This window comes from Streptomyces sp. H27-H1 (assembly GCF_026627445.1).
Classification (GTDB): Bacteria; Actinomycetota; Actinomycetes; order Streptomycetales; family Streptomycetaceae; genus Streptomyces.
The window spans coordinates 12513-37528 of the sequence record NZ_JAPNLJ010000062.1 but is presented as its reverse complement, the minus strand read 5'-3'; the positions used below and the strand labels follow the sequence as shown (position 1 = coordinate 37528).

Annotated in this window: 20 protein-coding genes and 2 pseudogenes; 13 read left to right on the top strand and 9 right to left on the bottom strand. The window is 71.4% G+C overall.

Going from position 1 to position 25016, the window contains the following annotated elements:
* Nucleotides 1–112 precede the first annotated feature (112 nt).
* The 5 genes from OTB20_RS37260 (at nt 113) to OTB20_RS37240 (ending at nt 5879) form a co-directional block, all read left to right on the top strand.
* Nucleotides 113–1312, top strand: a complete 1200-nt coding sequence (locus OTB20_RS37260) for a thiolase family protein (protein WP_267824373.1) — start codon at nt 113–115, stop codon at nt 1310–1312.
* 157 nt (nt 1313–1469) lie between these two features.
* The gene (locus tag OTB20_RS37255) at nt 1470–2909 is read left to right on the top strand and encodes an aldehyde dehydrogenase family protein (RefSeq protein WP_267824372.1); all 1440 of its coding nucleotides are present in this window, start codon (nt 1470–1472) and stop codon (nt 2907–2909) included.
* Between the two features lies 1 nt (nt 2910).
* Nucleotides 2911–3417 carry a thioredoxin family protein gene (locus OTB20_RS37250; RefSeq protein WP_267824371.1) on the top strand — a complete coding sequence of 169 codons (507 nt, stop codon included), beginning with the start codon at nt 2911–2913 and terminating at the stop codon, nt 3415–3417.
* Between the two features lie 39 nt (nt 3418–3456).
* Nucleotides 3457–4887, top strand: a complete 1431-nt coding sequence (locus OTB20_RS37245) for a dihydrolipoyl dehydrogenase family protein (RefSeq protein WP_267824370.1) — start codon at nt 3457–3459, stop codon at nt 4885–4887.
* A gap of 224 nt (nt 4888–5111) precedes the next feature.
* On the top strand, nt 5112–5879 hold the full coding sequence (locus tag OTB20_RS37240) for a metallophosphoesterase (RefSeq protein ID WP_267824369.1): 768 nt from the start codon (nt 5112–5114) through the stop codon (nt 5877–5879).
* Here the strand turns inward: OTB20_RS37240 and OTB20_RS37235 are convergent.
* The 3 genes from OTB20_RS37235 to OTB20_RS37225 all read right to left on the bottom strand — a co-directional run bounded on the left by OTB20_RS37235 (nt 5852) and on the right by OTB20_RS37225 (nt 8391).
* A complete protein-coding gene (locus OTB20_RS37235) occupies nt 5852–6151 on the bottom strand; it encodes a DUF2087 domain-containing protein (RefSeq protein ID WP_267824375.1) in 300 nt (99 codons plus the stop codon). The genes OTB20_RS37240 and OTB20_RS37235 overlap by 28 nt on opposite strands.
* Nucleotides 6152–6697: 546 nt before the next feature.
* A complete protein-coding gene (locus OTB20_RS37230; RefSeq protein WP_420716569.1) occupies nt 6698–7894 on the bottom strand; it encodes a methyltransferase in 1197 nt (398 codons plus the stop codon).
* A gap of 125 nt (nt 7895–8019) precedes the next feature.
* The gene (locus OTB20_RS37225) at nt 8020–8391 is read right to left on the bottom strand and encodes a tetratricopeptide repeat protein (RefSeq protein ID WP_267824367.1); all 372 of its coding nucleotides are present in this window, start codon (nt 8389–8391) and stop codon (nt 8020–8022) included.
* 126 nt (nt 8392–8517) lie between these two features.
* Between OTB20_RS37225 and OTB20_RS37220 the strand changes: the two genes are divergently transcribed.
* On the top strand, nt 8518–9483 hold the full coding sequence (locus tag OTB20_RS37220; protein ID WP_267824366.1) for a pirin family protein: 966 nt from the start codon (nt 8518–8520) through the stop codon (nt 9481–9483).
* 631 nt (nt 9484–10114) lie between these two features.
* Here OTB20_RS37220 and OTB20_RS37215 read toward each other — a convergent pair.
* The gene (locus OTB20_RS37215; protein ID WP_267824365.1) at nt 10115–10483 is read right to left on the bottom strand and encodes an NUDIX hydrolase; all 369 of its coding nucleotides are present in this window, start codon (nt 10481–10483) and stop codon (nt 10115–10117) included.
* Between the two features lie 169 nt (nt 10484–10652).
* On the bottom strand, nt 10653–10898 hold the full coding sequence (locus OTB20_RS37210) for a hypothetical protein (protein ID WP_267824364.1): 246 nt from the start codon (nt 10896–10898) through the stop codon (nt 10653–10655).
* Between the two features lie 759 nt (nt 10899–11657).
* On the opposite strand from OTB20_RS37210, the gene OTB20_RS37205 reads away from it, so the two are divergent.
* From OTB20_RS37205 to OTB20_RS37190, 4 genes and pseudogenes are all read left to right on the top strand, one after another.
* Nucleotides 11658–13385 (top strand): LPXTG cell wall anchor domain-containing protein, encoded by a 1728-nt coding sequence (locus OTB20_RS37205; protein ID WP_267824363.1) that lies wholly within the window; start codon nt 11658–11660, stop codon nt 13383–13385.
* A 289-nt stretch (nt 13386–13674) separates the two neighbouring features.
* Nucleotides 13675–14274 (top strand): annotated as a pseudogene (locus OTB20_RS37200) (flavoprotein); the annotation flags it as partial.
* A gap of 6 nt (nt 14275–14280) precedes the next feature.
* Nucleotides 14281–15564, top strand: a pseudogene (locus tag OTB20_RS37195) (MFS transporter).
* Nucleotides 15565–16376: 812 nt separating this feature from the next.
* Nucleotides 16377–16514 carry a hypothetical protein gene (locus OTB20_RS37190; protein WP_267824362.1) on the top strand — a complete coding sequence of 46 codons (138 nt, stop codon included), beginning with the start codon at nt 16377–16379 and terminating at the stop codon, nt 16512–16514.
* A 138-nt stretch (nt 16515–16652) separates the two neighbouring features.
* Here the strand turns inward: OTB20_RS37190 and OTB20_RS37185 are convergent, their stop codons facing one another.
* The 4 genes from OTB20_RS37185 to OTB20_RS37170 all read right to left on the bottom strand — a co-directional run bounded on the left by OTB20_RS37185 (nt 16653) and on the right by OTB20_RS37170 (nt 19991).
* The gene (locus OTB20_RS37185; RefSeq protein ID WP_267824361.1) at nt 16653–17462 is read right to left on the bottom strand and encodes a hypothetical protein; all 810 of its coding nucleotides are present in this window, start codon (nt 17460–17462) and stop codon (nt 16653–16655) included.
* A complete protein-coding gene (locus OTB20_RS37180) occupies nt 17459–17992 on the bottom strand; it encodes a SigE family RNA polymerase sigma factor (protein ID WP_267824360.1) in 534 nt (177 codons plus the stop codon). Before OTB20_RS37180 ends, OTB20_RS37185 begins: the two co-directional genes overlap by 4 nt.
* A gap of 124 nt (nt 17993–18116) precedes the next feature.
* Nucleotides 18117–19040, bottom strand: coding sequence for an expansin EXLX1 family cellulose-binding protein (locus OTB20_RS37175; protein ID WP_267824359.1), 924 nt, complete (start codon nt 19038–19040; stop codon nt 18117–18119).
* A 150-nt stretch (nt 19041–19190) separates the two neighbouring features.
* On the bottom strand, nt 19191–19991 hold the full coding sequence (locus OTB20_RS37170) for a helix-turn-helix transcriptional regulator (RefSeq protein ID WP_267824374.1): 801 nt from the start codon (nt 19989–19991) through the stop codon (nt 19191–19193).
* A gap of 182 nt (nt 19992–20173) precedes the next feature.
* On the opposite strand from OTB20_RS37170, the gene OTB20_RS37165 reads away from it, so the two are divergent.
* The 3 genes from OTB20_RS37165 (at nt 20174) to OTB20_RS37155 (ending at nt 24927) form a co-directional block, all read left to right on the top strand.
* A complete protein-coding gene (locus OTB20_RS37165; protein ID WP_420716568.1) occupies nt 20174–20953 on the top strand; it encodes a phytanoyl-CoA dioxygenase family protein in 780 nt (259 codons plus the stop codon).
* Nucleotides 20950–21297, top strand: a complete 348-nt coding sequence (locus OTB20_RS37160) for a hypothetical protein (RefSeq protein WP_251072784.1) — start codon at nt 20950–20952, stop codon at nt 21295–21297. The genes OTB20_RS37165 and OTB20_RS37160 overlap by 4 nt, the downstream gene beginning before the upstream one ends.
* A 774-nt stretch (nt 21298–22071) precedes the next feature.
* Nucleotides 22072–24927: a glycoside hydrolase family 3 protein gene (locus OTB20_RS37155; protein WP_267824357.1), complete on the top strand. Its 2856-nt coding sequence runs from the start codon at nt 22072–22074 to the stop codon at nt 24925–24927.
* Nucleotides 24928–25016: the final 89 nt, after the last annotated feature.

Here is a 25016-nt window from a genome sequence, read left to right as displayed (position 1 = left end):
CGGGGGGACGGAGACTTCGGGCGCGCCCCACCGGGCGCGGGCGGAGCGTGCGCCGGGCCGGACAGCGGTGTCGGTGCGCCGCGCCGCCTCCCGCTCGCCCCGGAGGGACTCCATGAGCATCCGTACCGTCCGCGACGTCTACGTCGTCGACGCCGTCCGCACCCCGATCGGGAAGTTCGGCGGCGCCCTCGCCGGGATCCGCCCCGACGACCTGGCCGCCCACGTGGTGCGCGCGCTCGTGGACCGTACGCCCGCACTGGACCCGGCCCGCATCGACGACGTCGTCTTCGGAGACGCCAACGGCGCCGGCGAGGACAACCGCGACGTGGCCCGCATGGCGGTGCTGCTCGCCGGGCTCCCCGTGACCGTGCCCGGAGTCACCGTCAACCGCCTCTGCGGCTCCGGGCTCGAAGCCGTCGTCCAGGCGGCCCGCGCCATCGCGCTCGGCGACGCCTCCGTCGCCATCGCCGGCGGTGTCGAGTCCATGAGCCGGGCGCCCTGGGTGGTGCAGAAGCCGGAGCGCGCCTTCCCCGCCGGGCACCAGCAGATGTGGTCGACCACGCTCGGCTGGCGGATGACCAACCCCCGGATGCCCGCGGAGTGGGCCGGTTCCCTCGGTGAGGGCGCCGAGCTGGTCGCGGACAAGCACGGCATCACCCGCGAGGCGCAGGACGCCTTCGCGCTGGCGAGCCACCGCAAGGCGGCGGCCGCCTGGGCCGCCGGGCAGTACGACCCCGAGGTGGTCCCGTACGCGGGTGTGGACCTCGTACGCGACGAGTGCATCCGGGAGGGTTCCACTCCCGAGGCTCTCGCGCGTCTGAAGCCCGCCTTCCGCGGTGACGGCAGCGGCACGGTCACGGCGGGCAACGCCTCGCCGCTCAACGACGGCGCCGCCGCACTGCTGTTGACGGACGAGGAGGGTCTCGCCGCCACCGGCCGGGAGCCGCTGGCCCGGATCAGCGCGTCGGCGGTCACCGGGATCGAACCCCAGCTCTTCGGCCTGGGGCCGGTGGAGGCCGTCGAGCGAGCGCTCGCCAAGGCGGGCCGAGGTTTCGCCGATCTGGCCGCCTTCGAACTCAACGAGGCTTTCGCCGCGCAGGCGTTGGGATGCCTCGCCGCCTGGCCCGAGCTGGACCCGGCCGTGGTCAATCCGCGTGGCGGGGCCATCGCGATCGGGCACCCGCTCGGCGCTTCGGGTGCCCGGCTGGCGGGTTCGGTGGCGCACCAGCTCGCGGCGGCCGGATCCGGTACCGGGGTCGCGGCTCTGTGCATCGGTGTGGGGCAGGGCATCGCCCTCGTTCTGGAGCGCTGATCGCCTCCCCCTGGGCATTCGATCGTTTCCGGTCATACTCGGCTGGCAACTGCCCGACAACTGAACAGAATTGATGCCTCCGGTGCGGTGGGATGGCACGATGGCGCCTGCTGCCGCCCCCCCCCGCCACGCTCGCCGCAACCGGAGGCCCCGCGCCATGCCGCTCCTCGATCCGACGCTCTGGCAGGACGGACCCACCCTCACCGGAGGGACCGCCGCGGTCGTCGAACCCGCCACCGGCCAGACCCTCGCCACCATCGACCTGGCCTCCCCGGCCGATATCGCCGAGGTCGCCGTACGGGCCCACGCGGCCCAGCGGGACTGGGCGCGGGCCACGCACCTGGAGCGGTCGGCCGTGCTGCGCCGGGCCGGGGACCTGTTCACCGCCCATGCCGACGAGCTGCGGGACTGGCTGGTGCGGGAGTCCGGATCCATCCCGGGCAAGGCCGACTTCGAGCTGCACGTCGCCGCGCAGGAGTGTTACGAGGCCGCGGCCCTGGCCTCGCGTCCGACCGGGCAGGTGCTGCCGAGCGAGGCGCCGCGGCTGTCCTTCACCCGCCGAGAACCGGTCGGTGTGGTGGGGGTGGTGGCGCCCTTCAACGCACCGCTGATCCTCTCGATCCGCTCCGTGGCGCCCGCGCTCGCCCTCGGCAACGCGGTGCTCCTCAAGCCGGACCGCCGTACCGCGGTCTGTGGCGGGCTCGCACTCGCTGCCGTCTTCGCGGCGGCCGGCCTGCCGGGCGGACTGCTGCACGTCCTGCCCGGCGGCGCGGAAACGGGCGCGGCGGTGATCGCCGACCCCCTGGTCAGGGTGGTGTCGTTCACCGGATCCACCGCGAGCGGCCGGGCCGTCGGTGAACTGGCGGGCCGTCACCTCAAGCGCGCCCACCTCGAGTTGGGCGGAAACTCGGCGCTCGTCGTGCTCCGCGACGCGGACGTGGAGGCGGCGGTCGCGCAGGCCTCCTGGGGCTCCTTCTTCCACCAGGGCCAGATCTGCATGACGGCCGGCCGGCACCTCGTGCACGCCTCGCTCTACGACGAGTACGTGGAGCGGCTCGCCGCGCGCGCGGAGGAGCTCGCGGTCGGAGACCCGTACCGCGAGCGGGTGCACCTGGGGCCCCTCATCGACCGGTCCCAGCTGGACCGGGTCCACGGCCTGGTGGAAGCCAGCACCGCGCAGGGCGCCAAGCTCGTCGCGGGCGGCGCCCACCAGGACCTGTTCTACCGGCCCACGGTGCTGGCGGGCGCCGGCGACGACAGCCCCGCCTACGCCGAGGAGGTCTTCGGCCCGGTCGCGCCCGTACGGTCCTTCGCGACGGAGGACGAGGCCGTGGAGCTGGCCTCCGCCGGCCCCTACGGGCTCTCCCTCGGGATCGTCACCGGTGACGCGGCGCGCGGGCTGGACCTGGCCGCGCGGATCCCGGTCGGGACGGCGCACGTCAACGATCAGACGGTGAACGACGAGGCGGTGGCCCCCTTCGGCGGCATCGGCGCGTCCGGCACCGGCGCCCGCTTCGGAGGCGAGGCGAACCTCGACGCCTTCACCGAGCTGCGGTGGACCACGCTCCGCGCCGCTCCGGGCGGGCATCCGTTCTAGGGTGTGTACGGTCCGTTCGGGCACGGCCAGGAATGCTTCGAGCCGGTCGTTCGTTCAGGGGACAAGCAGCGAGAACAAGCAGCACAGCACTCAGGAGGACTGGAATACCGTGGCTACCGTCGAACTGACCAAGGAGAACTTCGACCGGACGGTGAGCGAGAACTCGTTCGTCCTGATCGACTTCTGGGCGGGCTGGTGCCGTCCCTGCCTGCAGTTCGCCCCGGTCTACGAGAAGGCCTCCGAGGCCAATCCCGACCTGGTCTTCGCCAAGGTGGACACCGAGGCGCAGCAGGAACTCGCCAGTGCCTTCCAGATCAGTTCGATCCCGACCCTCATGATCGTCCGGGACCAGGTCGCGATCTTCTCGCAGCCCGGCGCGCTGCCCGAAGCCGCGCTGACGGACCTCATCGCCCAGGCCCGGGCGCTGGACATGGACGAGGTGCGGACGAAGATCGCCGCCGAGCAGGACGCCGCCGCTGCCGAGGAGCCCGGCACGCCGGACGCCTGATCACGTGACGGGCTCCCGCCGTGCGTGAGACTGGCCCGTATGACTGAAGCGGTGGAGTACGACGTAGTGGTCCTCGGTGGGGGACCGGCCGGTGAGAACGTCGTGGACCGGACCCGCGCCGCCGGGCTGAGCACGGCGCTGGTCGAGAGCGAGCTGGTGGGCGGCGAGTGCTCGTACTGGGCCTGCGTGCCCAGCAAGGCGCTGCTGCGCCCGGCGCTGGCCCGGGCCGACGCGCGCCGGGTGCCCGGTCTCGCGGGGTCCGTGGCCGGCCCGCTGGACGCGGAAGCGGTGTTCGCGCACCGCGACTACTGGACGGGGAGCTGGAAGGACGACGGCCAGATCGACTGGCTGGAGTCGGTCGGCGCCCACGTGTACCGGGGCCACGGGCGGCTCTACGGAGTCCGCAAGGTCGCCGTCACCAGCCCGGAGGGGGAGCACCACGTGCTCTCCGCCCGGCACGCGGTCGTCGTCGCGACCGGCACCCGGGCCGTGATCCCGGACCTGCCGGGCATGCGGGACGCCCGCCCGTGGACCAGCCGCGAAGCCACTTCCGCGCAGGCTGCGCCGGGCCGGCTGCTGGTCGTCGGCGGATCGGTGGTGGCCACCGAGATGGCCACGGCCTGGCAGGCACTCGGTTCCGAGGTGACCCTGCTCGTACGGGGCTCCGGGCTTCTGCCGCGCATGGAGCCCTTCGCCGGGGAACTGGTCGCCGATGCGCTGCGCGAGGCCGGAGCGGTGGTCCGTACGGGTGTGGCCGTCGAGTCGGTCGTACGGGACGGCTCGACCGGGCCCGTCACCGTGGTGCTCGCAGGCGGCGAGACGGTGGAGGGCGACGAACTGCTGATGGCGACGGGCCGGTCCCCGCGCACCGAGGACATCGGGCTGGACACCGTCGGGCTCACCCCGGGCGGCTGGATCGCGGTGGACGACAGCTGCCGGGTCCCGGGGATCGACTGGCTGTACGCGGTCGGCGACGTCAACCACCGGGCGCTGCTCACCCATCAAGGGAAGTACCAGGCCCGGATCGCGGGCTCCGTCATCGCCGCCCGCGCGGCGGGCAACGCGGCGCTGGACGACGGCCGTTGGGGAACGCACGCGGCGACGGCCGACACCGAGGCGCTTCCCCAGGCCGTGTTCACCGACCCGGAGGCCGCGTCGGTGGGCCTCACCCTCGCGGAGGCGCAGCGGGCCGGCCACCGGGTCCGGGCCGTGGACTACGACCTCGGCAAGGTCTCCGGAGCGGGCCTGTACGCCGACGGATACCGGGGCCGGGCCCGCATGGTGGTGGACCTGGACCGCGAGATCCTGCTCGGCGTCACCTTCGTCGGGCCGGGCGCGGCCGAGCTCCTGCACGCGGCGACCATCGCCATCGTGGGGCAGGTGCCGATCGAGCGGCTGTGGCACGCGGTTCCGGCGTTTCCGACGATCAGCGAGATCTGGCTGCGGCTGCTGGAGACGTACCGCGGGTAGCTGGGGAGGCGGAGAGGGGTCCTCGGGCGCCGCCCGATCCGGCCGGGGCCCGATCAGGGCAGGGCTACCCGATCCGGCCGGCGCCACCCGTGTCGGCCGGCCGGGGCCATCCGTGTCGGCCGGACGCCGCCTCTGCCGGTCCAGCTCCTTGCCCCGCCACGCCGGACCCCCCGTATCCCCGCGGGCATACAATTCCCAGCTCCCGGACCGAAGGAGCTCTGCCCGTGATCGTGATGGCCCACCTCGGCGACGTCCACCTCGACGGCGGCGATCGGGCCGCCGAGCGGACCCGCGCCGTCATGGAGTACCTGGAGGGGCTCCCGTACGAGCTCGACGCGGTGCTGGTGAGCGGCGACATCGCCGATCACGGGCGCGCGGACGAGTACGAGGAGGCGCGCAAAGCCCTCGGCTCACGCCATCCGCTGGTCGTCTGCCCCGGGAACCACGACGACCGCACCGCCTTCCGGCGGGTCCTGCTGGCGCAGGAGGGGCGCCCATCCGGGGCCCCGGTCGACCAGGTGCTGCGCGGCGACGGCTTCGTCCTCGCGGTGTGCGATTCCTCCGTACCCGGTGAACACCAGGGCTACTTGGAGGACTCGACGATCGCCTGGCTGGACGGGGTGCTCACCGACACCCCGCGCGAGGTGCCGGTCCTGGTCGCCTTCCACCACCCGCCCGTGCCGCTGCACATCCCGTACGTGGACGGCATCCGGCAGTTCGGCGAGGAGCGGCTCGCGGCGCTCGTCGAGCGGCATCCGCACCTGAAGGCGTTCCTGTGCGGGCACGCCCACACCGGCGCGGCGACCACCTTCGCCGGGCGCCCGCTGCTCGTGGCTCCGGGCGTGGTCTCCACGACACGGCTCCCGTGGGAGGCGGCGTCCGGCGACAGCGAGTACGTCCATCTCGACGAGCCGCCGGCCGTGGCCTTCCACGTGATCGGTGAGGACGGCCGCCTGACGACCCACTACAGGGTGGTCGTGGCCCGCCGGTAGCCGGAGCCGTCGCGGGTCCGGGTGAGGTGCCCGGCGATGACCAGGTACCGCCGCAGCGCCGCGCAGTCCTCGTGGACGGTGAGCAGCAGCCCGTTCACCTCGGGCTCCGTGTAGTCCCGGCCCTCCACGAAGAGGGTCTCGGTGAGGTGGCCGAGCAACTGCTCGCGGCGGGCCGCCTTGCGCGGGATGACCGTGAGGCGGCCGGCGGCGGTGAAGAGGTCGGCGACGCCGCGTCGCGTCGGTGCATGGGTCTCTACGGTGCTCTGTGACATGCCGAGGAGCTTCACCCGGCCGACCGCCGCGGGGCAACGGGATTTCCCCGCGCGGGGCCTGAGGCGGCCCCTCCCGCTGCCCCGGGCGAACTCGACGGCCACGACCTCGCCCGCCAGCGGACGCGCCACCGCCACCGCCTCGGTGATGTGCCGCAGCCGCGTGGCCGAAAGCTGCTCCAGCCCCTCCGCGCCGATCACGTGCGCCCTGAACAGCGCGACGAACCGGTCCGCGGACGCGGCCGCCTGCGTGTGTACGAAGTCCCCCGCGTTCAGGACCTCGCCGAGCGGCACCCCCGCCCGCAGCAGCGTCAGCGTCGCCTCCGGCATCCGCCGACTGCGATGCGTGAGCAGGTCCCCGTCGATCGTCACGTACCCGAGCCCCGCCACCCGCCGGGTGTCCTCGGGGGAGGCGGTGGGGCCGAACGGCTTCCAGGCCCCGCAGTTGGGGCAGGCCGCCGCCGTGCTCCCAGGCTGACCTGCCGACGGGCCTACCGGCGGGCTGGCGAAGGGTGAACCGACGGCCGCCGCAGCGGACGTAGCGGCAGGTCACGCACCCCGGGGCTGCTCGCGCCGCTTGACCGCCCGCAGGACGACGAACTTCGGCTCGCTCGCGGCGACTTCACTGTTGCCGAAGAGGCGGCGCAGATGGGTGTGGTACCCCATGTGGCGGTTGGCCACGACCCACAGTTCTCCGCCCGGCCGCAGCACCTTGCGCGACTGCGCGAACATCCGCAGCGCCGTTGCGTCCGTCGTCGCCTGGTGGGAGTGGAAGGGCGGGTTGCAGAGCACCAGGTCCACCGAAGCGGGCGGCAGCATCGCGACACCGTCCCCGACGAGGAACTCCGCTCGGTCCAGGCGTCCTTGGATGTTCGCGCGGTACGTCGCCTCCGCCGAGGCCACCGCCTGGTACGACTCGTCCGTGAACACGACCTCGGCATCCGGGTCGGCCACCGCGACCGCCGTACCGACGATGCCGTTGCCGCAGCCCAGGTCGACGACGCGGGCCCCGTCCGTGTTGGTCGGAATGCTCTGGAGGAAGAAGCGGGTGCCGACGTCGAGGCGGTCCGCGCAGAAGATCCCGGCGTGGTTGACCACGGTCAGACCGGAGCCCGACCCGGCATCCTGGTCGACGGTGTACGTCACCGGCCAGGGCCCGTCGGTCCTCGGGTGAACGGCCCCGGGGTTCCCGGGCGTGCAGAAGATCAGCCGGGCCTTCTTCTCGGCCAGCGAGGTCTTCGTCGGACCAAGGATCTTCTCGAAGAGCCGCAGCGTGGAGGTGTGGATCTCCTTCACCATGCCGGCGCCGACGACCACGGTCCCGGCGTGCACGTGTGGAGCGACGCGGTACAGCTGGTCCTCCAGCAGCGCCAGGCTCTTGGGCACCCGCACCAGGAGTACGTCGATCCGCTCCGGCGGCGCGTCCTGCGTCGTCAGCAGGGTCACCGTGCTCTTGGCGGTCCCGATGCCGTTGCGGTCCAGATTGGCCGCGGTGGCGGAGCGGGTCAGGACGGAGTCGGTGATCTGGGTGGGGTGGTGTGCGGCCAGCGCCGTCGTCAGCGCCCCCCAGCGGTCGCCGATCACGGTGATCTGCCCGGCACCGGCCAGATCCACCGGGCCGCGTTCACCCGTACCGGATTCGAGGTGGTGGAGCAGGTACTCGTCGGCGGCGTCCCATGCGCGGAGCCGGTCGCGCGGGTCCTCGGGGAAGCGGGCGAGCTCGTAGGAGCCGGAAGGCGTGGTCAGACGGTTCATATTGTCCCCAGGCTAACCGAGGGACCGCCCCGGTCCCGCACGGGCGGGGCCGGGAGAGTGGCCGGCGCGGTACGGCGGCGCCACAGGGACGCCGGTCCCATGCCGGTTCGATACCGCTACTCCGGGAACTCCCCGGCCATCGCGGCGGCGATCCGCAGGTACGGAGCCGCGTCGGCGGCCCGCCCCTGGCGCTCCAGGGTCCGCCCGAGCATCAGCTGCGCGTAGTCCTCCACGGGCCAGCGCTCCAGGATCGCGCGGAGCTCGCCCTCGGCCCGGGAGAGCTGCGCCGAGTGGTAGTAGGCGCGGGCCAGCAGCAGCCGGGGCGCCAGCAGCTCGGGGGCCTCGGCCGCCACGCCGTGCAGGACCCGGGCGGCGGTCGCGTACTCCTTCGCGTCGAAGAAGAGCCTGCCGCGGTCCCAGCGCTCGGCCGCGCTCCCGTGCTCCAGGTAGACCTGCTGCTGCTTCAGGTAGTCCTGCTGCGCGTCCATCGGATCCCTTCCGCCCTACAGGTGCTGTGCCGTGCTCGCCGTCGCTGTGTCCGGCTGCTCCAACACGTGGATCCGGACGCACATTCCCATGACCCCCGCGGCGGCGACGCGACTAAGTTGTGCGGTATGAGCAATCTCGATCGCCAGCCCGCTCTCTCCACCTGCGGCGGCCGCGGTTTCGTCGTCGCCGAGCCCGTACGCGAGCTTCTGAGCCCGCGCACCGTCAAACTCGGCGACTCCACCGAGGTCCGCCGCCTCCTGCCGAACCTGGGCCGCCGCATGGTCGGCGCCTGGTGCTTCGTAGACCACTACGGCCCGGACGACATCGCCGACGAGCCGGGCATGGCCGTGGCTCCGCACCCCCACTCCGGGCTCCAGACGGTCAGCTGGCTCCACGAGGGCGAGGTGTTGCACCGTGACAGCGTCGGCAGCCTGGCGACGATCCGCCCGCGCGAACTCGGCCTGATGACCTCCGGCGGGGGCATCAGCCACTCCGAGGAGAGCCCGCGCCCGCACGCCCGCTTCCTGCACGGCGCCCAGCTGTGGGTGGCCCTCCCGGACGCACACCGCGACGTGGACCCGCACTTCCAGCACCATGCGCAGCTCCCACAGGTCACCGCCCCGGGCCTGACGGCGACGGTCATCCTGGGCACCCTGGACTCGGCGACCTCGCCCGGAACCGCGTACAGCCCGATCGTCGGCGCGGACCTGGCCCTGGCGGCGGGCACGGAGACCCGGCTCCCGCTGAACCCGGACTTCGAGTACGCGGTCCTGTCGATGTCGGGCGAGGCCCACGTCGACGGAGTCCCGCTCCTCCCGGGGTCAATGCTCTACCTCGGCTGCGGCCGCACGGACCTTGCCCTGCGCGCGGTCTCGGACGCCGGCCTGATGCTGCTGGGCGGCGAGCCGTTCGAGGAGGAGATCGTGATGTTCTGGAACTGGATCGGACGGTCCCAAGAGGATATCGCAGGCTTCCGCGAGGACTGGGTGAACGGGACCCGATACGGCGAGGTGAAGGGCTACGACGGCCCTCCGATTCCAGCCCCGGAACTGCCCCCAACTCGCCTGAAGCCCAGGGGCAGGACGCGCTGACCTGTGTTGATGTAGTCCTGAACGGGCAAACGTGTGACGCCTGCCGTCCTTCCGTTTTCTGAGGTCGATTGGCGACCGAGGCGATCTCCGCAAGAGCATCTTGATCTTGGTCTGGCGTCTCATGTGGATCAGACTGTGGTCAGGTCTAGTCCAACGAATACTGACCCTTTGCTGACTCTGCTGACGAGTAGTTAGATCAGCTGGGATAGGGCTCTGCGGAGCTTTGCTCACACGCGGCTCGGGTCAAGGGGTGGGCCCGGCTCAGCTTGGGTCTTCGGTAGGACTGGGTTCAGGGGGGCATCTTGGTCTCGTTGCGCCAGCCATACTTGAAGGCGGCAGGCAGGCTGCGCAGTTGTGTGAAGCCAACAAATTGCTTGGTTCCTCCAGGTAGCGCGGATCTGGGGCGCTACCTGTTGCCGGGTGTGGTGCCGAATCGCTGACTCGCTCGACGCGCACGGGTTGCTCGGTGAGGCGGCACGTCCGTGTGATGGGTTCATCGGAAGGCGTCACGCCCGGGGGCACGCACCGCGCCCCTACAAGCTCGTCGCCGGTCGCAACGCGAAGATCCAGCTCAAGGTGCCCGACGTGCAGGCCAGGGTCGAACAGCGGAGACTTTCATCCTGGTCTGCGGTCAAGTTTGAAGGGCGGAGTCCAGGTGTCGCCGCACGGGCTCGAAGAGCCCATACGGGATGTACCGCGGGATCTCCCACGGAGCCACCCATGCGACCTCAGCGATCTCATCGAGGTCCGCGACGTGCGCGGTCCCGCCGACTACCTCGCAGGCCGTGTACGACACAGGCCGGCCGGTGATCGGATGGACGCGCTCTCCCAGCCTGCTGACGGCGACCACGTCCAGGCCCGCCTCTTCCTTCGTCTCGCGGACGGCGGCTTCCTCAAAAGTCTCGCCCTGCTCGACCTTGCCTGCCGGGAACTGCCAGGAGAGTCGGCCCTCCGCGACCCGTCGCTTGACCAGCAGGACACGCCCCTCATGAACCACCACCGCACCTGCTACCCAAAGCGCGGGTCCAGCGTCGCTGTTCAGCGCTACCTCTCGGTCACTCACGATGCTCCTGCCGTCCGGGGTGAGGGACGAGAGCTGGCGGGAGGCCAGTCAATCTCGCGCATCCCTTGTTGCTGCTGATGAGTTGAACGGGTGCGCTCTGCGATTTTCATCCCTCGAAGAGTCCTTCCTCAGTCGGGGCCGATGCTGCTGCCTCCTGCTGGGCGCGCTCGAACTCGAGCTGCCACGCTCGTGCCTCGGCGTAGGCGACGTGGACCATGCTGCCCGGACACAGCACCAGCGCGCGGGGTTCGGTCTTGTGGTCCTTTACCGACCCGTACCCGATCCGTTTCGTACCGAGCAGGGCGTGGGGGACGGAGCAAGAGGGGCATGGAGCCTTCGGGAGCGTCGCCATATCGCCAGGATGACCGCATGAGCCCCACCGCGAAAGGGAGCGCACAGCGCGCGCACTGCGGCACGCTGATGAACGACTGTCGGGAGCCTGCCTGCCGTGTTTTATCGAGTTTGTGGCCAGATCATCTCCGCGAGCCGCTGGAAGTCCGGCCCGGCGCCGCCGGAACGAGCCCCCGCATGGGGGGCTTCGAACGGAACGCCGTTCCACGGAGGTGATCAGCCCTCCCTGTCCAAGACCTTTTGCCGGCCGGGGTAGCCGATATACGCCACTGGACGAGCAGCAGTTTCAGCAGGCCAGGTCAGTTGCAGGCGGTTTCCTCGAAGTCGTCGTTGAGACAGCGATCACGGCCCGGAGTCACCGTGGTCGTGGCAGTTGATGGGCGGCTGCCGCCGTCTGTCTTTTCCTGTGCTTCCTGTGCGGCTTCAGCCGCCCGGCCACCGCGGGGCGGTGTGCGGCCGGAAGCATGTGACGGTTCGCGCCGTCGAGGTGGAGAGGGGGCCCGGGCGTGTCACCGGGGCACCGGGTCACGGGGGCACCGGGTCCGGTGAGACGGTGCGACCGCGTCTCGGCGAAAAACGATTGAGACGGCAACCTTTCCGCTCCGAGTGGCCACTAAGGGGTGTACCGACGAGGGCGAGCCCTGGTCAGCGGCGCTACGCCATCTATTTCAACACCCGATCGGAGCCCCACGTGTCACCACACGACCCGAGATCCGCAGAGCAGCCGATGCCTCGGGGGCGCACGCCCCGCCGTAGCCGGATGCTCCGGCATCTTGCCCTGGGGGCGGTGGCGGTGCTCGCCGCCTCGGCCGGTGTCGGCGCCCTGGCGCCCAGCGCGGGCGCCGCAACGACCGTCGGCATCAGTGTGGATGCCGGTACCTCCTTGGGCACGGTGCCCGGCAGTGGTGTCGGCCTCAACACGGGCTTCGGCGACGAGCACATGGGCGACGCCAAGGTGACATCGCTCATGAAGGCCGCGGGAGTCCGGCAGCTGCGCTATCCCGGCGGCTCCGGCGCGGACGACTACCACTGGAAGACCCACACCTCCGGCGACGGCAAGGGCTGGATCCCCTCCAACACCGACTTCGACCACTTCATGGCCACCGCGAAGACGGTCGGCGCCCAGCCGATCCTGACCGCGAACTACGGCTCCGGCACCCCCCAGGAAGCCGCCGACTGGGTCAAGTACGCCAACGTCGACAAAGGCTACGGCGTGAAGTACTGGGAGATCGGCAACGAGGTCTACGGCAACGGGCACTACGGCGACGGCAAGGGCTGGGAACTTGATAAGCACGCTGACAAGAGCCCGACGGCGTACGCGAACAACCTGATCGCCTACGCGAAGGCGATGAAGGCCGTGGACCCGAAGGTGAAGATCGGAGCGGTGCTCACCACCCCCGGCTACTGGCCGGACAAGGAGAAGGCTCCCGGTGACAGCGCCGACTGGAACAACACGGTGCTCTCCATCGCGGGAAGCTCGATCGACTTCGTCATCGTCCACTGGTATCCGGGCGGCACCACCACGGCCGACCTGCTGAACACTCCCTCCCGGATCGCCGGTGTCACGTCCTCGCTGCGCTCGCTGATCGCCAAGTACGCGGGCTCGCACGCCGCTTCGGTGGAGATCGCGGTCACCGAGACCGACACCGTCTTCTCGCCCGCCTTGACCAGCCAGGCCGCAGCCCTGTTCGCGCCGGACACCTACATGAGCTGGTTCGAGCACGGCGCCACCCACGTGGACTGGTGGAACCTGCACAACGGCACGGACCAGGCCCCCACCACCGTCAACGGCGAGACCGACTACCAGGACGGGGGCGTGCTCTCCGCCGGAACCTGCGCCGGAGGGAAGTGCCAACCGCCGCGCGATACGCCCTTCCCCACCTACTGGGGCATCCGCTCGCTGACCGCACTGGCGCAGCCTGGCGACACCATGGTCAAGTCGTCCTCGGGCGACTCGTCGGTTGCTGTGCACGCGGTACGGAGCAGCAACGGCGGTCTGAACGTCATGCTGATCAACAAGAGCCCGCAGAACGCGGCGCAGGTGTCGCTCTCGTACGCCGGATTCACCCCGGCCGCAGGGGCGGTCACGACCGTTTCGTATGCCAAGGAAGGCACCGCCCTGACGACGGCGGAGCGGGGCACGGCGGTCGCACAGACGCTGCCGCCGTACTCGATCACGACTCTTCAGCTGAAGCCCGCGTCGAAGACTGCCGGCGCTGACAAGCCGTCGCCCGCCCCCACGCCGACCGCCGCCACGCCGGTTGTCTCCGCCTCCGGCACGACCGGCACCCGTGCACAGGCGGAGAAAGGCGCACCCGTCGGCCACCCGAGCCCGAGCCCGAGCCCGAGCAGCACGTCCGGCGGCCTGGCTTCCACCGGGATGAGCGACGCTGCCACGTACAGCGCCGTCGGCGGCCTGCTGGCCGTCGCTGCCGGTGGCATGCTGGCGCTTCGCGGACGTCGCCGCAAGGCTCTGCACAGGAAGTGAGACCGCGTGAGTGACTGACGGCCCGGCAGCAACGCCACCCACCCGTGGCGGGCCCGCCGGGCCGTCGGCCTCCGCGCCAGCGTCGGCGCGCGCCGCTGTCGACCAGGGCGTGACAGTACGGCGCGGTCAGGGCTACACCCTGCGCGTCACCGCCGTCCCCGCGGTGCACCGCCAGCTCCTCGCCCACTGCCAGCCGCTCGACGGCGCCCAGGGCGTCGCGGGTCCCGGCCCAGCGCAGGGCCTGCCGCGAGTACGAAAACCGCGTCAGCACCCTCGCGCCGATCGAACCGGCGCCCTCGGCCTTGCCGCCAAGGCCGCCGTCGAGGACGGATACGCCGACGCGGTCACGGGCTTCCGCACCGACGCCGTCGAGCGCGACAGCGACGGTCGCCTGGTACTGGTCGCTGAGGACGGCCGCCGCCTCGACGCGGTCGACGCGGTCATCGTGCTGACCGGCCTGCGCCCCGACCTGTCCTTCGTCAACGAGCTGCGCCTGGGCCTCGACGAGCGCCTCCAGGTCCCCATCGAGCTGGCCCCGCTGATCGACCCGAACCAGCACTCCTGCGGCACCGTCTACCCCCACGGCGTGAATGAGCTCTCCCATCCCGAACAGGGCCTCTACCTCGTCGGCATGAAGTCCTACGGGCGAGCCCCGACCTTCCTCGCCATGACCGGCTACGAGCAGGTCCGCTCCATCGCAGCCTCCCTCGCGGGTGACCAGGAGGCCGCCGAGCGCGTCGAACTCACCCTCCCGGAAACCGGTGTGTGCGGCGGCGCCGGTCTCTTTGACCAGCCCCAGGCCGCCGAAGAGACCGGTGGCGGCTGCTGCGCGGCCCCCGCCACGCTCACCGTCGGCGTCGGTGCCCCGGCCCAATCCGGCGGCTGCTGACCCACGGTGACCCACCTTCAAAGCAGCGGCGCCGCGGCCGGAACGGGGGACCGGTCGCTGCCCCGCGCCGTGCTGCCCGCGCTCTGCGCCACGCAGATCACCAGCTGGGGAATCGTCTACTACGCCTTCCCCGTCCTGCTCCCGCGGCTGACGGCTGCCACCAGCTGGTCCGTCAACGGCGCAACGGCAGCCTTCTCCCTCGCGCTCCTTGTCTCCGCCGTGGCGGGCATCCCGATCGGCCGGATCCTCGACCGCCGAGGGCCGCGCGCCGTGATGACCGCCGGGTCCGTACTCGGCACCCTCGCCCTCCTCGTCATCGCCTCCGCACCCAACCTGGCCGTCTTCACGGTGGGCTGGATGCTTGCCGGAGTGATCATGGCAGCCACCTTCTACCCGCCCGCCTTCGCCGCACTCACCCGCTGGTGGGGGCCCGGCCGTGTCCGGGCCCTGACCAGCGTCACCCTCGCGGGAGGGCTCGCCTCCACCGTCTTCGCCCCCCCTGACCGCGGTGCTCGCCGAGCACCTGAGCTGGCGCACCACGTACGCGATCCTCGCCGTAATCCTGGCCGCTATCACCATCCCCGCGCACGCCCTGGCCCTACGCGCCCCCTGGTCGCCCGCACCAGCAGCGCCACCCGTCATCGACCGCATCCCGGTCACCCGCAGCCGCCCCTTCCTTCTCCTGGCCGCGGATTCACCCTCTCCGGCTTCGCCATGTACGCCGTCGTCATGGGCCTCATCCCGCTCCTCAGCGAACGAGGCGCGAACGCGACAACCGCCGCCTGGGCCCTCGGACTCGGCGGCGCCGGCCAGACCCTCGGCCGCACCCTCTACACAGGTCTGTCAGCCCGCACGCCCGTCACGACCCGTACGGTCACCCTCATCACCCTCATCACCCTCGGCGGCGCGACCACGGCAACGCCGGCCCTCATCCCCGGTCCCATGCTCCTGCTGGTCGTCCTTGCGGTCCTCGCCGGAGTCGTCCGAGGCAACCTCACCCTCCTCCAGGCCACCGCAGTCACCGACCGCTGGGGCACCACTCACTACGGCCGCCTCTCCGGACTCCTCGGCGCACCGGCCCACATCGCGGCAGCCCTGGCCCCCTGGGCAAGTGCAGCCCTCGCCGCCCCACTCGGCGGATACCCCCACCTCTTGGCGGCCCTCGCCACACTCTCCGTCGTGGCCGCATGTCTCGCCCTGACGGCGTCAAGAGAAAGCCGCACCCGGCCGCAGTCCAGGTCGGCTCCGAGCAGCAAACCAGCGTCACGTCCGCGCACGCAGCGCCCATAACGCACATCACGCATGCCACGAAGTCGGGCCTGCAAGGCTCTGACCTGTGGTTATCTTCCGTCTGTTCTCGCTGGATCTGTTTCTGACGACGGAACACGTGGAAGCACGTGCGGCGAATCCCTGATTCCGGTCATCGGGATTCGCCGCCCTGTTCTGCCGGGCAGTGGTGTCCGTGTGTTGTCGGTTCTAGCGCCGCGATAGCCGGGTCCGGACATAGCCATTTGGGTGGCTGGGGGGGGGTGTAGGTGAAGGGGCTTGCTCCGGTACGTGGCCAGGGAGCCATTGCGCCAGCAGGTGTTCGGCGGTGGCAGCATTGCCATGTGTGCCCAGGGGCTTGACTGGCATCGTGGACGAAGCCGTCGTAGTCAGTTGTTCTGCGATGAGGTGAGGTACGAGCAGGGCGGCAGTGCCAGCGGTGGGGTTGAAAGCGACCTGATAAGTGGCGATGACCGCGGCTTCCCAGGCGGTGAGAGTGTCTTTGGCACGCTCGTCGAAGCGCGTGTAAGGGAGTGCCGGCACTTGCCCCTTTGCTGACTCTGCTGACGAGAACTCAGGTTCGCTGGCGTTGGACTCCGTGACGTTCCTCCCGACCGCAGGTGAGTGCGGAGATCTCGTCGAGCAGACGGCGCTCGGTTCCCGGTGGCGGAGGGTGCGGCAGGCGTCTCAGCACGACTCTCCACGTGAGTCCGATCAAGCAGGCCTGCCAGGAAGGGGGGGCGAAGTATCCGAGCGGCCGGTCTGCGCGTGCCGCTGCTGCGACCGGGTAGCTGCTCCGGTGGAGGGATCATCTGGCGCCAGAAGCGGAGGCTGCCATGACGCAGCAGTCCCAGGACTTCATGACCGGACACCCTGTCACCGTCGGCACGCTGACTTCGCTGTCGGGGCAGCCCGTCCCATCCGCGACGCGGACATCGGTGACGTTCTCGTCGTCGACGTCGACGGCCAGCTGAAGGGCATGCTCACCGACCGCGATGTCATCGTCCGCGACTGGCCAATAGGGCGGCCGTCGACGACGCCCGCGACCAGCTGCGCCTACCTGTTGGCCGAGGGGGCGCACACCGTCGTATTCCGCGCTAAGCGGCACGGCCTCATCGTGCCGGGGTGAATCCGCCCCAGACCGAGAGGGGGCCGTTGGGGCCGTTGGCGTCGACGTGGTAGCCGTCGTGCTCGGCTTCGCGTGCGCCGGTGGCGTGGTTGTACTGGCCGGCGAAGACGTGCTGTCCGGCCGGTACCGTGCGGCCCGGCTTGAGGATCCAGCGGTAGACCACCGCTCCGTCCTCGTTCTGCACGGTGACGGTGAAATCCTCGGCGGGCATCGTCCGCCAGTTGCCGGTGCTCCGCACTGCGCCGGTCTGCCTGATGCGCAGTTCCACGGTGAGTGCGGTGAGCGGCTGGGTGGACTTGAGGGTGATGTTGCTCTGCGCCCAGAAGGTGTTGCTGTTCGCGCCCAAGGCGCCGGACGACGACAGGGGCCCGTCCTGGACGTGCGCGCTGCCGGGCGGGGTCGAGCCCGCGGGACTTGACGCCGAAGGGCTGGGCCCCGTCGGGGACGAACGGTCCGGTGTGGTCGGGCGGCCGGTGGCGGGCGCCGATGGTGTCGACGGTGTCGGTCGGGGCTTCCCGGACGGCGTGGATGGCGCGGCGGGGGTGGCCGAGGCCTCCGGGCGGGCCGGCGGGGACTGGACGATGGCGGCGACGGCGAAACCACCGACGGCCAGAGTGCCGACCGCGGTGAGGGAGGCGAGAGCGATCCTGGGCCAGGGCCTCGCGCCGGACCGCTCGCGGTGGCGGGCGGGGGCGCCGGACATGCCGCGTTCCACGCGTGCCAGGATCCGGGCACGGTCGGGCTGGTGGGCCTCGGCGGCCGCGCGCAGCCGCCCGGTGAGTTCCTCGTTCAACGACTCCTCCTCCCCGCCAACAGTTCCCCGGCTGATCCTGTGCTGCCCAGCATCCGTGCCAGCTCTGCCATCCCCTTCGAGGTCTGGCTCTTCACCGTACCGACCGATATTCCGAGCGCCAGAGCGGTGTCCTTCTCCGACAGGTCGAAGGCGTGCCGCAGGACCACGCACGTCCGCTTCCGGAACGGCAACCGGGCGAGAGCCGTCCGCACGTCCACCACGGCGGCCACGTCCGGACCGTCCAGCGGCTCCACACCGCGGGACCAGAACAGGGCGATCCGGCGGCGCTCGCGAACCGCGCTGCGGATCCGTGACCGCGCCAGGTTGGCGACCACGCCACGGGCGTAGGCGAGCGGGTACTCGGCCTGGCGCAGCCGGTCCCAGCGCTGCCACAGTGCGATCAGGGCGTCCGCGGCCAGATCGTCGGCGCCGTCCGCCTCGCCCGTCAGGAGATGGGCGAACCGGGCGAGTTCCGCGTAGTGGCGTTCGAAGAAGTCGTGGAACTCCGCGGACGCGTCATCGAGGACCATGTCCGTTGGTCGTCCCCTTCGCAAATGTGTGCGCTAACATCCGGGCGGCAGCGTACCAGTGCCCGGTCAGCAGGGGCGCTCCGATGCGGCGTACGCCGGCTCCGCTACCCCGCGGCGTCCGGTTTCAGTGCACGGCGAACTGGACGCGGGTCGGTTGCGCGACGTTCGGCAGCAGTGCGGTCCCGTCGACCGTCAGCTGCTCTCCGTAGATGTCGGTGATCCTTATCGCGCCGCCGCATCCGCTGCCGTCGACGGAGAGGAAGTAGTTGTAGTCGGTACGGGGCAGTCTCTGCCAGCCCTTCCCGGTGCGTACCTCCAGTCGTGCGACCGGATTCCGGTGGTCGATCACCTGGATGCCGCACCAGTGGGGGCTGGACCCGGTCTTGTACCGGAGGGAGAGGGTGTCGGACGTGCGGGGGCTCAGCAGGGTCCAGGTGATCGGGAGACGGCCGGTCTTGAGAGCGGCCAGTTTCGCGAAGGCCTGTTCGCTGAGGTCCAGTTGTCCGGGTGCGCAGGGCAGCGGGCATTCGTTGGTGATCCGGACGGTGATCGAGGCGCCGTTCGCGGCACGTACGCGCACGTACGCGCCGCACGCCCTGGACGACTCGTAGTCGGTGGTGTTCATCGCCGCGATCATGAGGTCGTCGCTCGGGCCGAACAGACAGGCGCCGTTGCCGTCGGCGGCGGCGTAGGCGGTGGCGACGCCCTTGTAGGTGGTCCCGGGCTGGATGCGTCCCGACGACCGTGCCGGGTTGGACGCCGCCGGCGGGGTTGCCTTCGCCGAAGGCTGCGGCGCCGCGCTGGTCGTGCCGGCGGCGGTGGCCGTGGCGGTGGCGGTGGCGGTCGCGGAGGCCGGGGTCTCCGCGGCGGGTGAGCCGGACGCCGGGGGCGCGGGGCTCGTCGGGGCCGCGGGCGCGACTCCCGCCCGGGTGGCGGCGGGTGGTGCGGCCACGCCGGCCCCGGCCTCGGCCTTGGGGTCGAGGAGCATGGCCGTCACCAGGCAGACGAGAACGCCCGCGGTGGTCAGCGCCACCGTCGTTCCCACCATCAGCCTGTGTCTGTGCCTGCGCTGCCGCGCGGCCTGCCGTGCAGTCTGCATGTCCGTCCGTTCGAAGATTCGGGTCGAGGTGCACTCCTTGGTCGCCGCCGGATGCGAATGGGTTGCCGCAGGATGCGAAAAGATTGCCGAAGGGTCCGCTCATGGGGCGGGGGAGTGCGGCGAAGGGGGCTGGGTGCCGCGGATGCCGCGCGGAGAGGCTCCGAGTGCGCGGCGGCAGGCCTTGTTGAACGCCTGCAGGTCGGGAATGCCGACCGTCGCGGCGACGGCGGGGACGGAGAGCGTGGTGGCCTGCAGGAAGTGGCGCGCCCGTTCCATGCGCCGGGCGCGGATGTAGCCGACGACCGTCTCCCCCGTCGCGGTGTGGAAGAGCCGCGTCAGGTGGTTGTGGGAGACGCCGACCGCCGCCGCGATGTCCGGCACCCTCAGCGGCTGCCCCAGCCGTGCCTCGATGAGGGCCACGGCGGCTGCGACCGCCGGATGAACGGCCCGTGCGTTCCGCTCCCGTGGAGGGGCGAGCTGGGCGACCCGCCACAGAGCGGCCCACACCTCGGCAGCGGCCCGTGCCGGGGTGTTCGGCCAGGCGGCCAGCGCCTGCTGGAACTGGGCGGTGAGCAGGGCGAGATCGGGGCCGGCGTCCTGGACCACCGGAACCCGGCGGGGGATTCCGCCTGAGCCCAGGCGGAGGTGTGCGTAGAGGTGGGGGGAGCGGCCGCGGTAGTGATAGCGGACCTCGGCTCCGGGCGGAACGAGGCTGACCCGGCCGGGGCGGATCGCATACGGAGTGCCATTCACCGTCAAATCGGCCTCGTAGTCGTACAGATGGAGCTGCCAGAGGTCCGGCAGTGAGAACACGTCCACCTGTCCGGCCGGCCCGTGCACGCCGATGCCGACGGCGGCGAGAGCCGGCGGCTCGTCAAGGTGGGCGAGGGCCGTGTGCATGGTCACCTGTTCTACCACTGTGCCCGCAAGCCCGCTTCGGGGTCGCGACCCTCGAGCCCGCGTGCCGGGCACCGTGGTGAGAATCGACCACTGGAGGGTGAACGTGGCCCACGCGACGCGCGGCCGGCGGGCCTAGCGTGAACGACGTGAAGAAGAGACAAGAACTACTCGACTCCGTGCGGATGGCACGGTTCGTGGCGCGCGGGTCGCTGCGACTGGACGCGGCGGTCCCCGCCGAAATGAACACCGAGGGCTTGGCGGTACTGGCCGAGGGTGTGCCGCCGGTGCGGTACGGGACGCCGCTGTCCGAGGCCTATGCGGAGGGATCCTTCGTCCGTCGGCTGCTGGAGCTTCCGCAGGTGGCAGGGGCCCTGCACAGCCTCGTGGGCCCGGAGCCGTGGGTGGACCATCACTTCGTGCACACCCGGGAGCCTCACGGCGGCGAAGCGCAGCCGCTGCACGGGGACGCCATCATCGACGTCCGGCCGGACGCCTTCGACGTGCAGTTGATGTACTTTCCGCAGGCGGTGACGCTGGAGATGGGCGGAACGCTCACCGTGCCGGGCAGCCACCTCCGGCGGATCAACGAGTCCGACACCGGCCGCTACCAGAACCTGCGCGGCCAGGACCGATTGGTCTGCCCGGCCGGGACGGTGGTGTTTCTGCACCACGGTCTCTGGCACGGGGGCCGGCGCAACGACAGCGACGCGATGCGCTACATGTTCAAGATCCGCTTCAATCCCAGAGTGCGTCAACAGCGCCTGTGGAACACCTCGGACCTCGAAGACCCACAGGTGGCGGCGGAGCTGGACACGATGTTCCCGTGGTACGAGGGGGCGACCGGCCGACTGGAGCGGTACAACCGCATCCTGCTGTGGCGGGTGCTGACCGGCGACGAGGACTTCGACCTCGACCACTGGGTGACCAGGGTCTCCAACCGCCCCGCGGAGGCACAGGCATGACGACCGGAGCGATCCTCCCCGAGCGGGCGCAAGGCGCCGCGCCGGTGCTGCGGCAGCAGGTGCTGGTCCTGTACTTGGCCACCTCGGCGCTGGACGCCCATGTCGTGGGCTGGTCGCTGTACGACGGTACGGGCCGCACGTCGCCGACCACGGGCGACGGCGACGAGCCGCCGTACGAGTCGGGGGTGGCGGCGCTCCGGGCGGGCTGGCGGCTGATCCAGGCCGCTCAGCTGATCCCGCCGTACCCGGGTCATGAGTACGACGTCTCCTTCCTCAAGCACGAGTTCTTCTTCGAGCGGATCGTCGACGCGCGAGCGGAGCCGCAGGAGGAGGGCTCCCGGTAGGCGACTCGCCCCTCCTCCTGCGGGCGGCGGCGCCGAGCCGAGGAGGGGCAGGGTCGGCCTCCGGGCCGCCGCCGCCTCGTTCCCGCCGATGGCGTAGGTGCGCCGGCCCGGGATCGAGTTGCGCATCACGTAGTCGAAGCCGACCAGCAGGACGCGGAGGATCAGCAGCGCGATCGGCACCCCGTGATAGCTGGCCAGCAGCAGAGTGAAGGCCACCACGGCCACGGTGATCGCGCCGAGCTTCACCAGAAACGGCCCGGCCGGCAGCGGCTCCAGCCCGTACGATGCGGCCCGCCGCCGTCCGCGCAGCTCCTGGAGGATCGCGATGACCAGCACCACGAGGGTTTTCGAGGTCGCCGGCTCAGGCGGGCCGTTCGAAGCCGCCCTGCCGGCCGCCAGCGGTGCGAGCCTGACGACACGGCCTCCCCGCCACGCCGACGGACCGGAGCAAGCGGGGTCCGGACCCCATGGCTACAGGAAGCCACTTCGACGGCTCGCCGACCGACCGCTCCGGTCGCCCGTACGTCGCGTACGTCGCGAGCCCGCGTACGCAAGCATCGCCCTGGAGTCCGCGTCCGCCGGTCCCTTCCCATTGACGTGTCGAAGCGCTTAGATTCCATGGCCTAACTTGCCCACAGGATATGGGTTCTGTAGAGCGTGAATCAATGCAACAACTGCTTGTGCCAGGGGCGGTTGACAGTGACACTCGTTCATGTCAGCGTCGAAGCGCTTCGATGAATGGTCATGACGCCCAGCCTGCCGAGGGGTTTTCACGTGAGTTCCCTGTCCGCGACCGCAGCCGATCCGCCTCCTTTCCGCAATCCGGCCCTACCGCTGCGCAAGCGTGTCGACGACCTGCTCGAACGGCTCACGCTCGAGGAGCGGATCGCGATGCTGCACCAGTGCGCACCGGCGGTCCCGCGCCTCGGCGTCGGCTTCTTCCGAACCGGCAGCGAGGCCCTGCACGGGGTCTCCTGGTTGGGGGTGGCGACCGTCTTCCCGCAGGCCGTCGGCCTCGGCGCAACCTGGGACGAGGAACTGGTGCACCGGGTCGCCGAGGCGGTCTCGACCGAACTGCGCGCCTTCCACCACCACCGCCCGCCCGTCCTCGGCAGCGCTCCCCATAGCCTCCAGGCCTGGGCGCCCGTGCTGAACCTGCTGCGCGACCCGCGCTGGGGGCGCAACGAGGAGGGCTACTCCGAGGACCCGGTGCACACCGGCCGTCTCGGGGAGGCGTACTGCCGCGGCCTGTCCGGCGACCACCCGGCCTACCTGCGGGCGGCCCCGGTGCTCAAACACTTCCTCGCCTACAACAACGAGGACGACCGCTGCACCACCTCCTCCGGGCTGCGCCCGCGCGTGCTGCACGAGTACGACCTGGCCGCCTTCCGCCCCGCCGTCGCATCCGGCGCCGCGACCGGCGCCATGGCCGCCTACAACCTCGTCAACGGCCGTCCCTGCCACGTGAGCCCGCTCATCGAGGCGGAACTGCGCCGCTGGGCGGAGCCGACGGGCCACGAGCTGTTCGTGGTCAGCGACGCCGAAGCCCCGTCCAACCTGGTCGACCCGGAGGAGTACTTCGACGACCACGCCGAGTCCCATGCGGCGGCGCTCAAGGCGGGCATCGACAGCTTCACCGACCACGGCGAGGACAGCGCGACGCCGGTGGGCCGACTGCGCGAGGCCCTGGAGCGCGGCCTGATCGACGAGGCCGATGTGAACCGTGCCGTCGGGCGGCAGCTCGAACTCCGATTCCGGCTCGGCGAGTTCGACCCCCAGCTGGACCCTTACGCCGCCATCGGGCCCGAGGTCATCGACTGCGCCGAGCACCGCGAGCTGGCGCGGCATGCCGCGACCGAGTCGGTGGTGCTGCTCAAGAACGACGGCCTGCTGCCGCTCGACGCGGCACGGACGCCGCGGATCGCCGTCATCGGCCCACTCGCCGACACGCTGTGCGAGGACTGGTACAGCGGGACCATGCCCTACCAGGTCAGCGTCACCGCCGGACTCGCCGAGGCGCTCGGTGTCCACGGCGGCGAGGTGGTCTGCGAGGAGGGCACCGACCGGATCGAGCTGCGCTCCACGGTCACCGGGGAACTGCTGGGCAAGACCGCCTTCGATGCGGCCGACTGGGGCCGCGGCGTACTGACCCTGCGCGCCGCCGGCACCGGCCGCTACCTGAGCCTCAAGGGCGACGACTCGCTGGTGGCCGACCAGGAGGTACTCAAGAGCTGGGAGGTCAACGAGACCTTCCGGTTCGAACCGGCCGGGGACGGTGTGGTGCTGCTGCGCTCCGTGCTCACCGGACGCTACGCCGCCGTGGACCCGGTCGACGGCCGGGTGACCGCCACCGCCTTGACCCCGGACGCCGCCGAGCGCTGGCAGCGGAAGCTGCTGCGCGACGGCGCGGCCCGGGCGCGGGCGGCAGCGGAGACGGCCGACGCGGTAGTGGTCGTCCTCGGCAACCACCCGATGGTCAACGGCCGCGAGACCGAGGACCGCGCGGGCATCGACCTGCCGGAGACGCAGGAGGCACTGCTGCGAACGGTCGCGGCCGTCTGCCCCGAGACGGCGCTGGTGGTGATGAGCAGCTACCCGTACGCCGTCGACTGGGCCGACGAGCACCTGCCCGCCGTGGTGTGGACCTCCCACGGCGGACAGGAGACGGGCCACGCGCTGGCCGCGGTGCTGCTCGGGGAGGCCGAGCCCGCAGGCCGCCTGCCGCAGACCTGGTACCGGGGCGAGGACCCGCTGCCGGACCCCCTCGACTACGACATCATCAAGGCCGGGTGGACCTACCAGTACCACCGGGCCGCGCCCCTCTATCCCTTCGGCCACGGGCTGTCCTACACCGACTTCGCCTACCGCGACCTGAGAATGTCGCAGCCGTCGATCGGCCAGGACGGCTCGGTGGACGTCACGGTGACACTGGCCAACACCGGCCGACGGACGGGCAGCGAGGTGGTCCAGCTCTACGTCCGGGCGCTGGACGCCCGCTACGAGGCCCCCCGGCGGCGCCTCGCCGACTTCCGGAAGGTCCGCCTGGAGCCGGGCGAGAGCCGGGAGCTGAGGTTCTCGCTCCCCGCCGACCGGCTGGCCCACTGGTCCACCGCGACCGGCGCCCTCACCGTCGACCCCGGCGGATACGAGATCACCGCCGGCCGCTCCGCGGAGCGCCCGGTCCTCACCGCACGCCTCACGGTGACCGGGCCGGCCCCCGAGCCCCGCGTGGTCGTCGGGCGTCGAACCCTGGCCGTCGACTTCGACGACCACGCGGACACCACCATCGTCGACGCCACCCGCACCAGCGGCGACGCGGTGACTCCGGCCGATCCGGCGCGGCCCGCGACGCTCCTCTTCCGCGAGGTCGATCTCTCCGGGGCGGTCCGGGCGGAGGCCGAGACCGCCCTCGAGTGCGCGGGTTCCGGGAAGGCGCGGCTGGAACTCCGGACCGGTGACCGGCTGCTGGCCGAGATCGGTGTCCCGGTCACCGGCGGCCGCTACACGTGGACCACCGTCGCCGCCGAGCTCGCCGCTCCGTCGGCCGGCGTCCACGACCTGCGGCTGACGCTGCACGGCGGCTTCCGGCTGGCCGCCTTCAGCTTCACGACGTCCGGCGCGACCGCCTGAGGCCCGCACCCGCGAGACCGGCGGCCCGTCCGGGGGGGGGGCGGGCCGCCACCTCTCCCCGCACCAGTACCCGGACCTGCGGGGCGCGG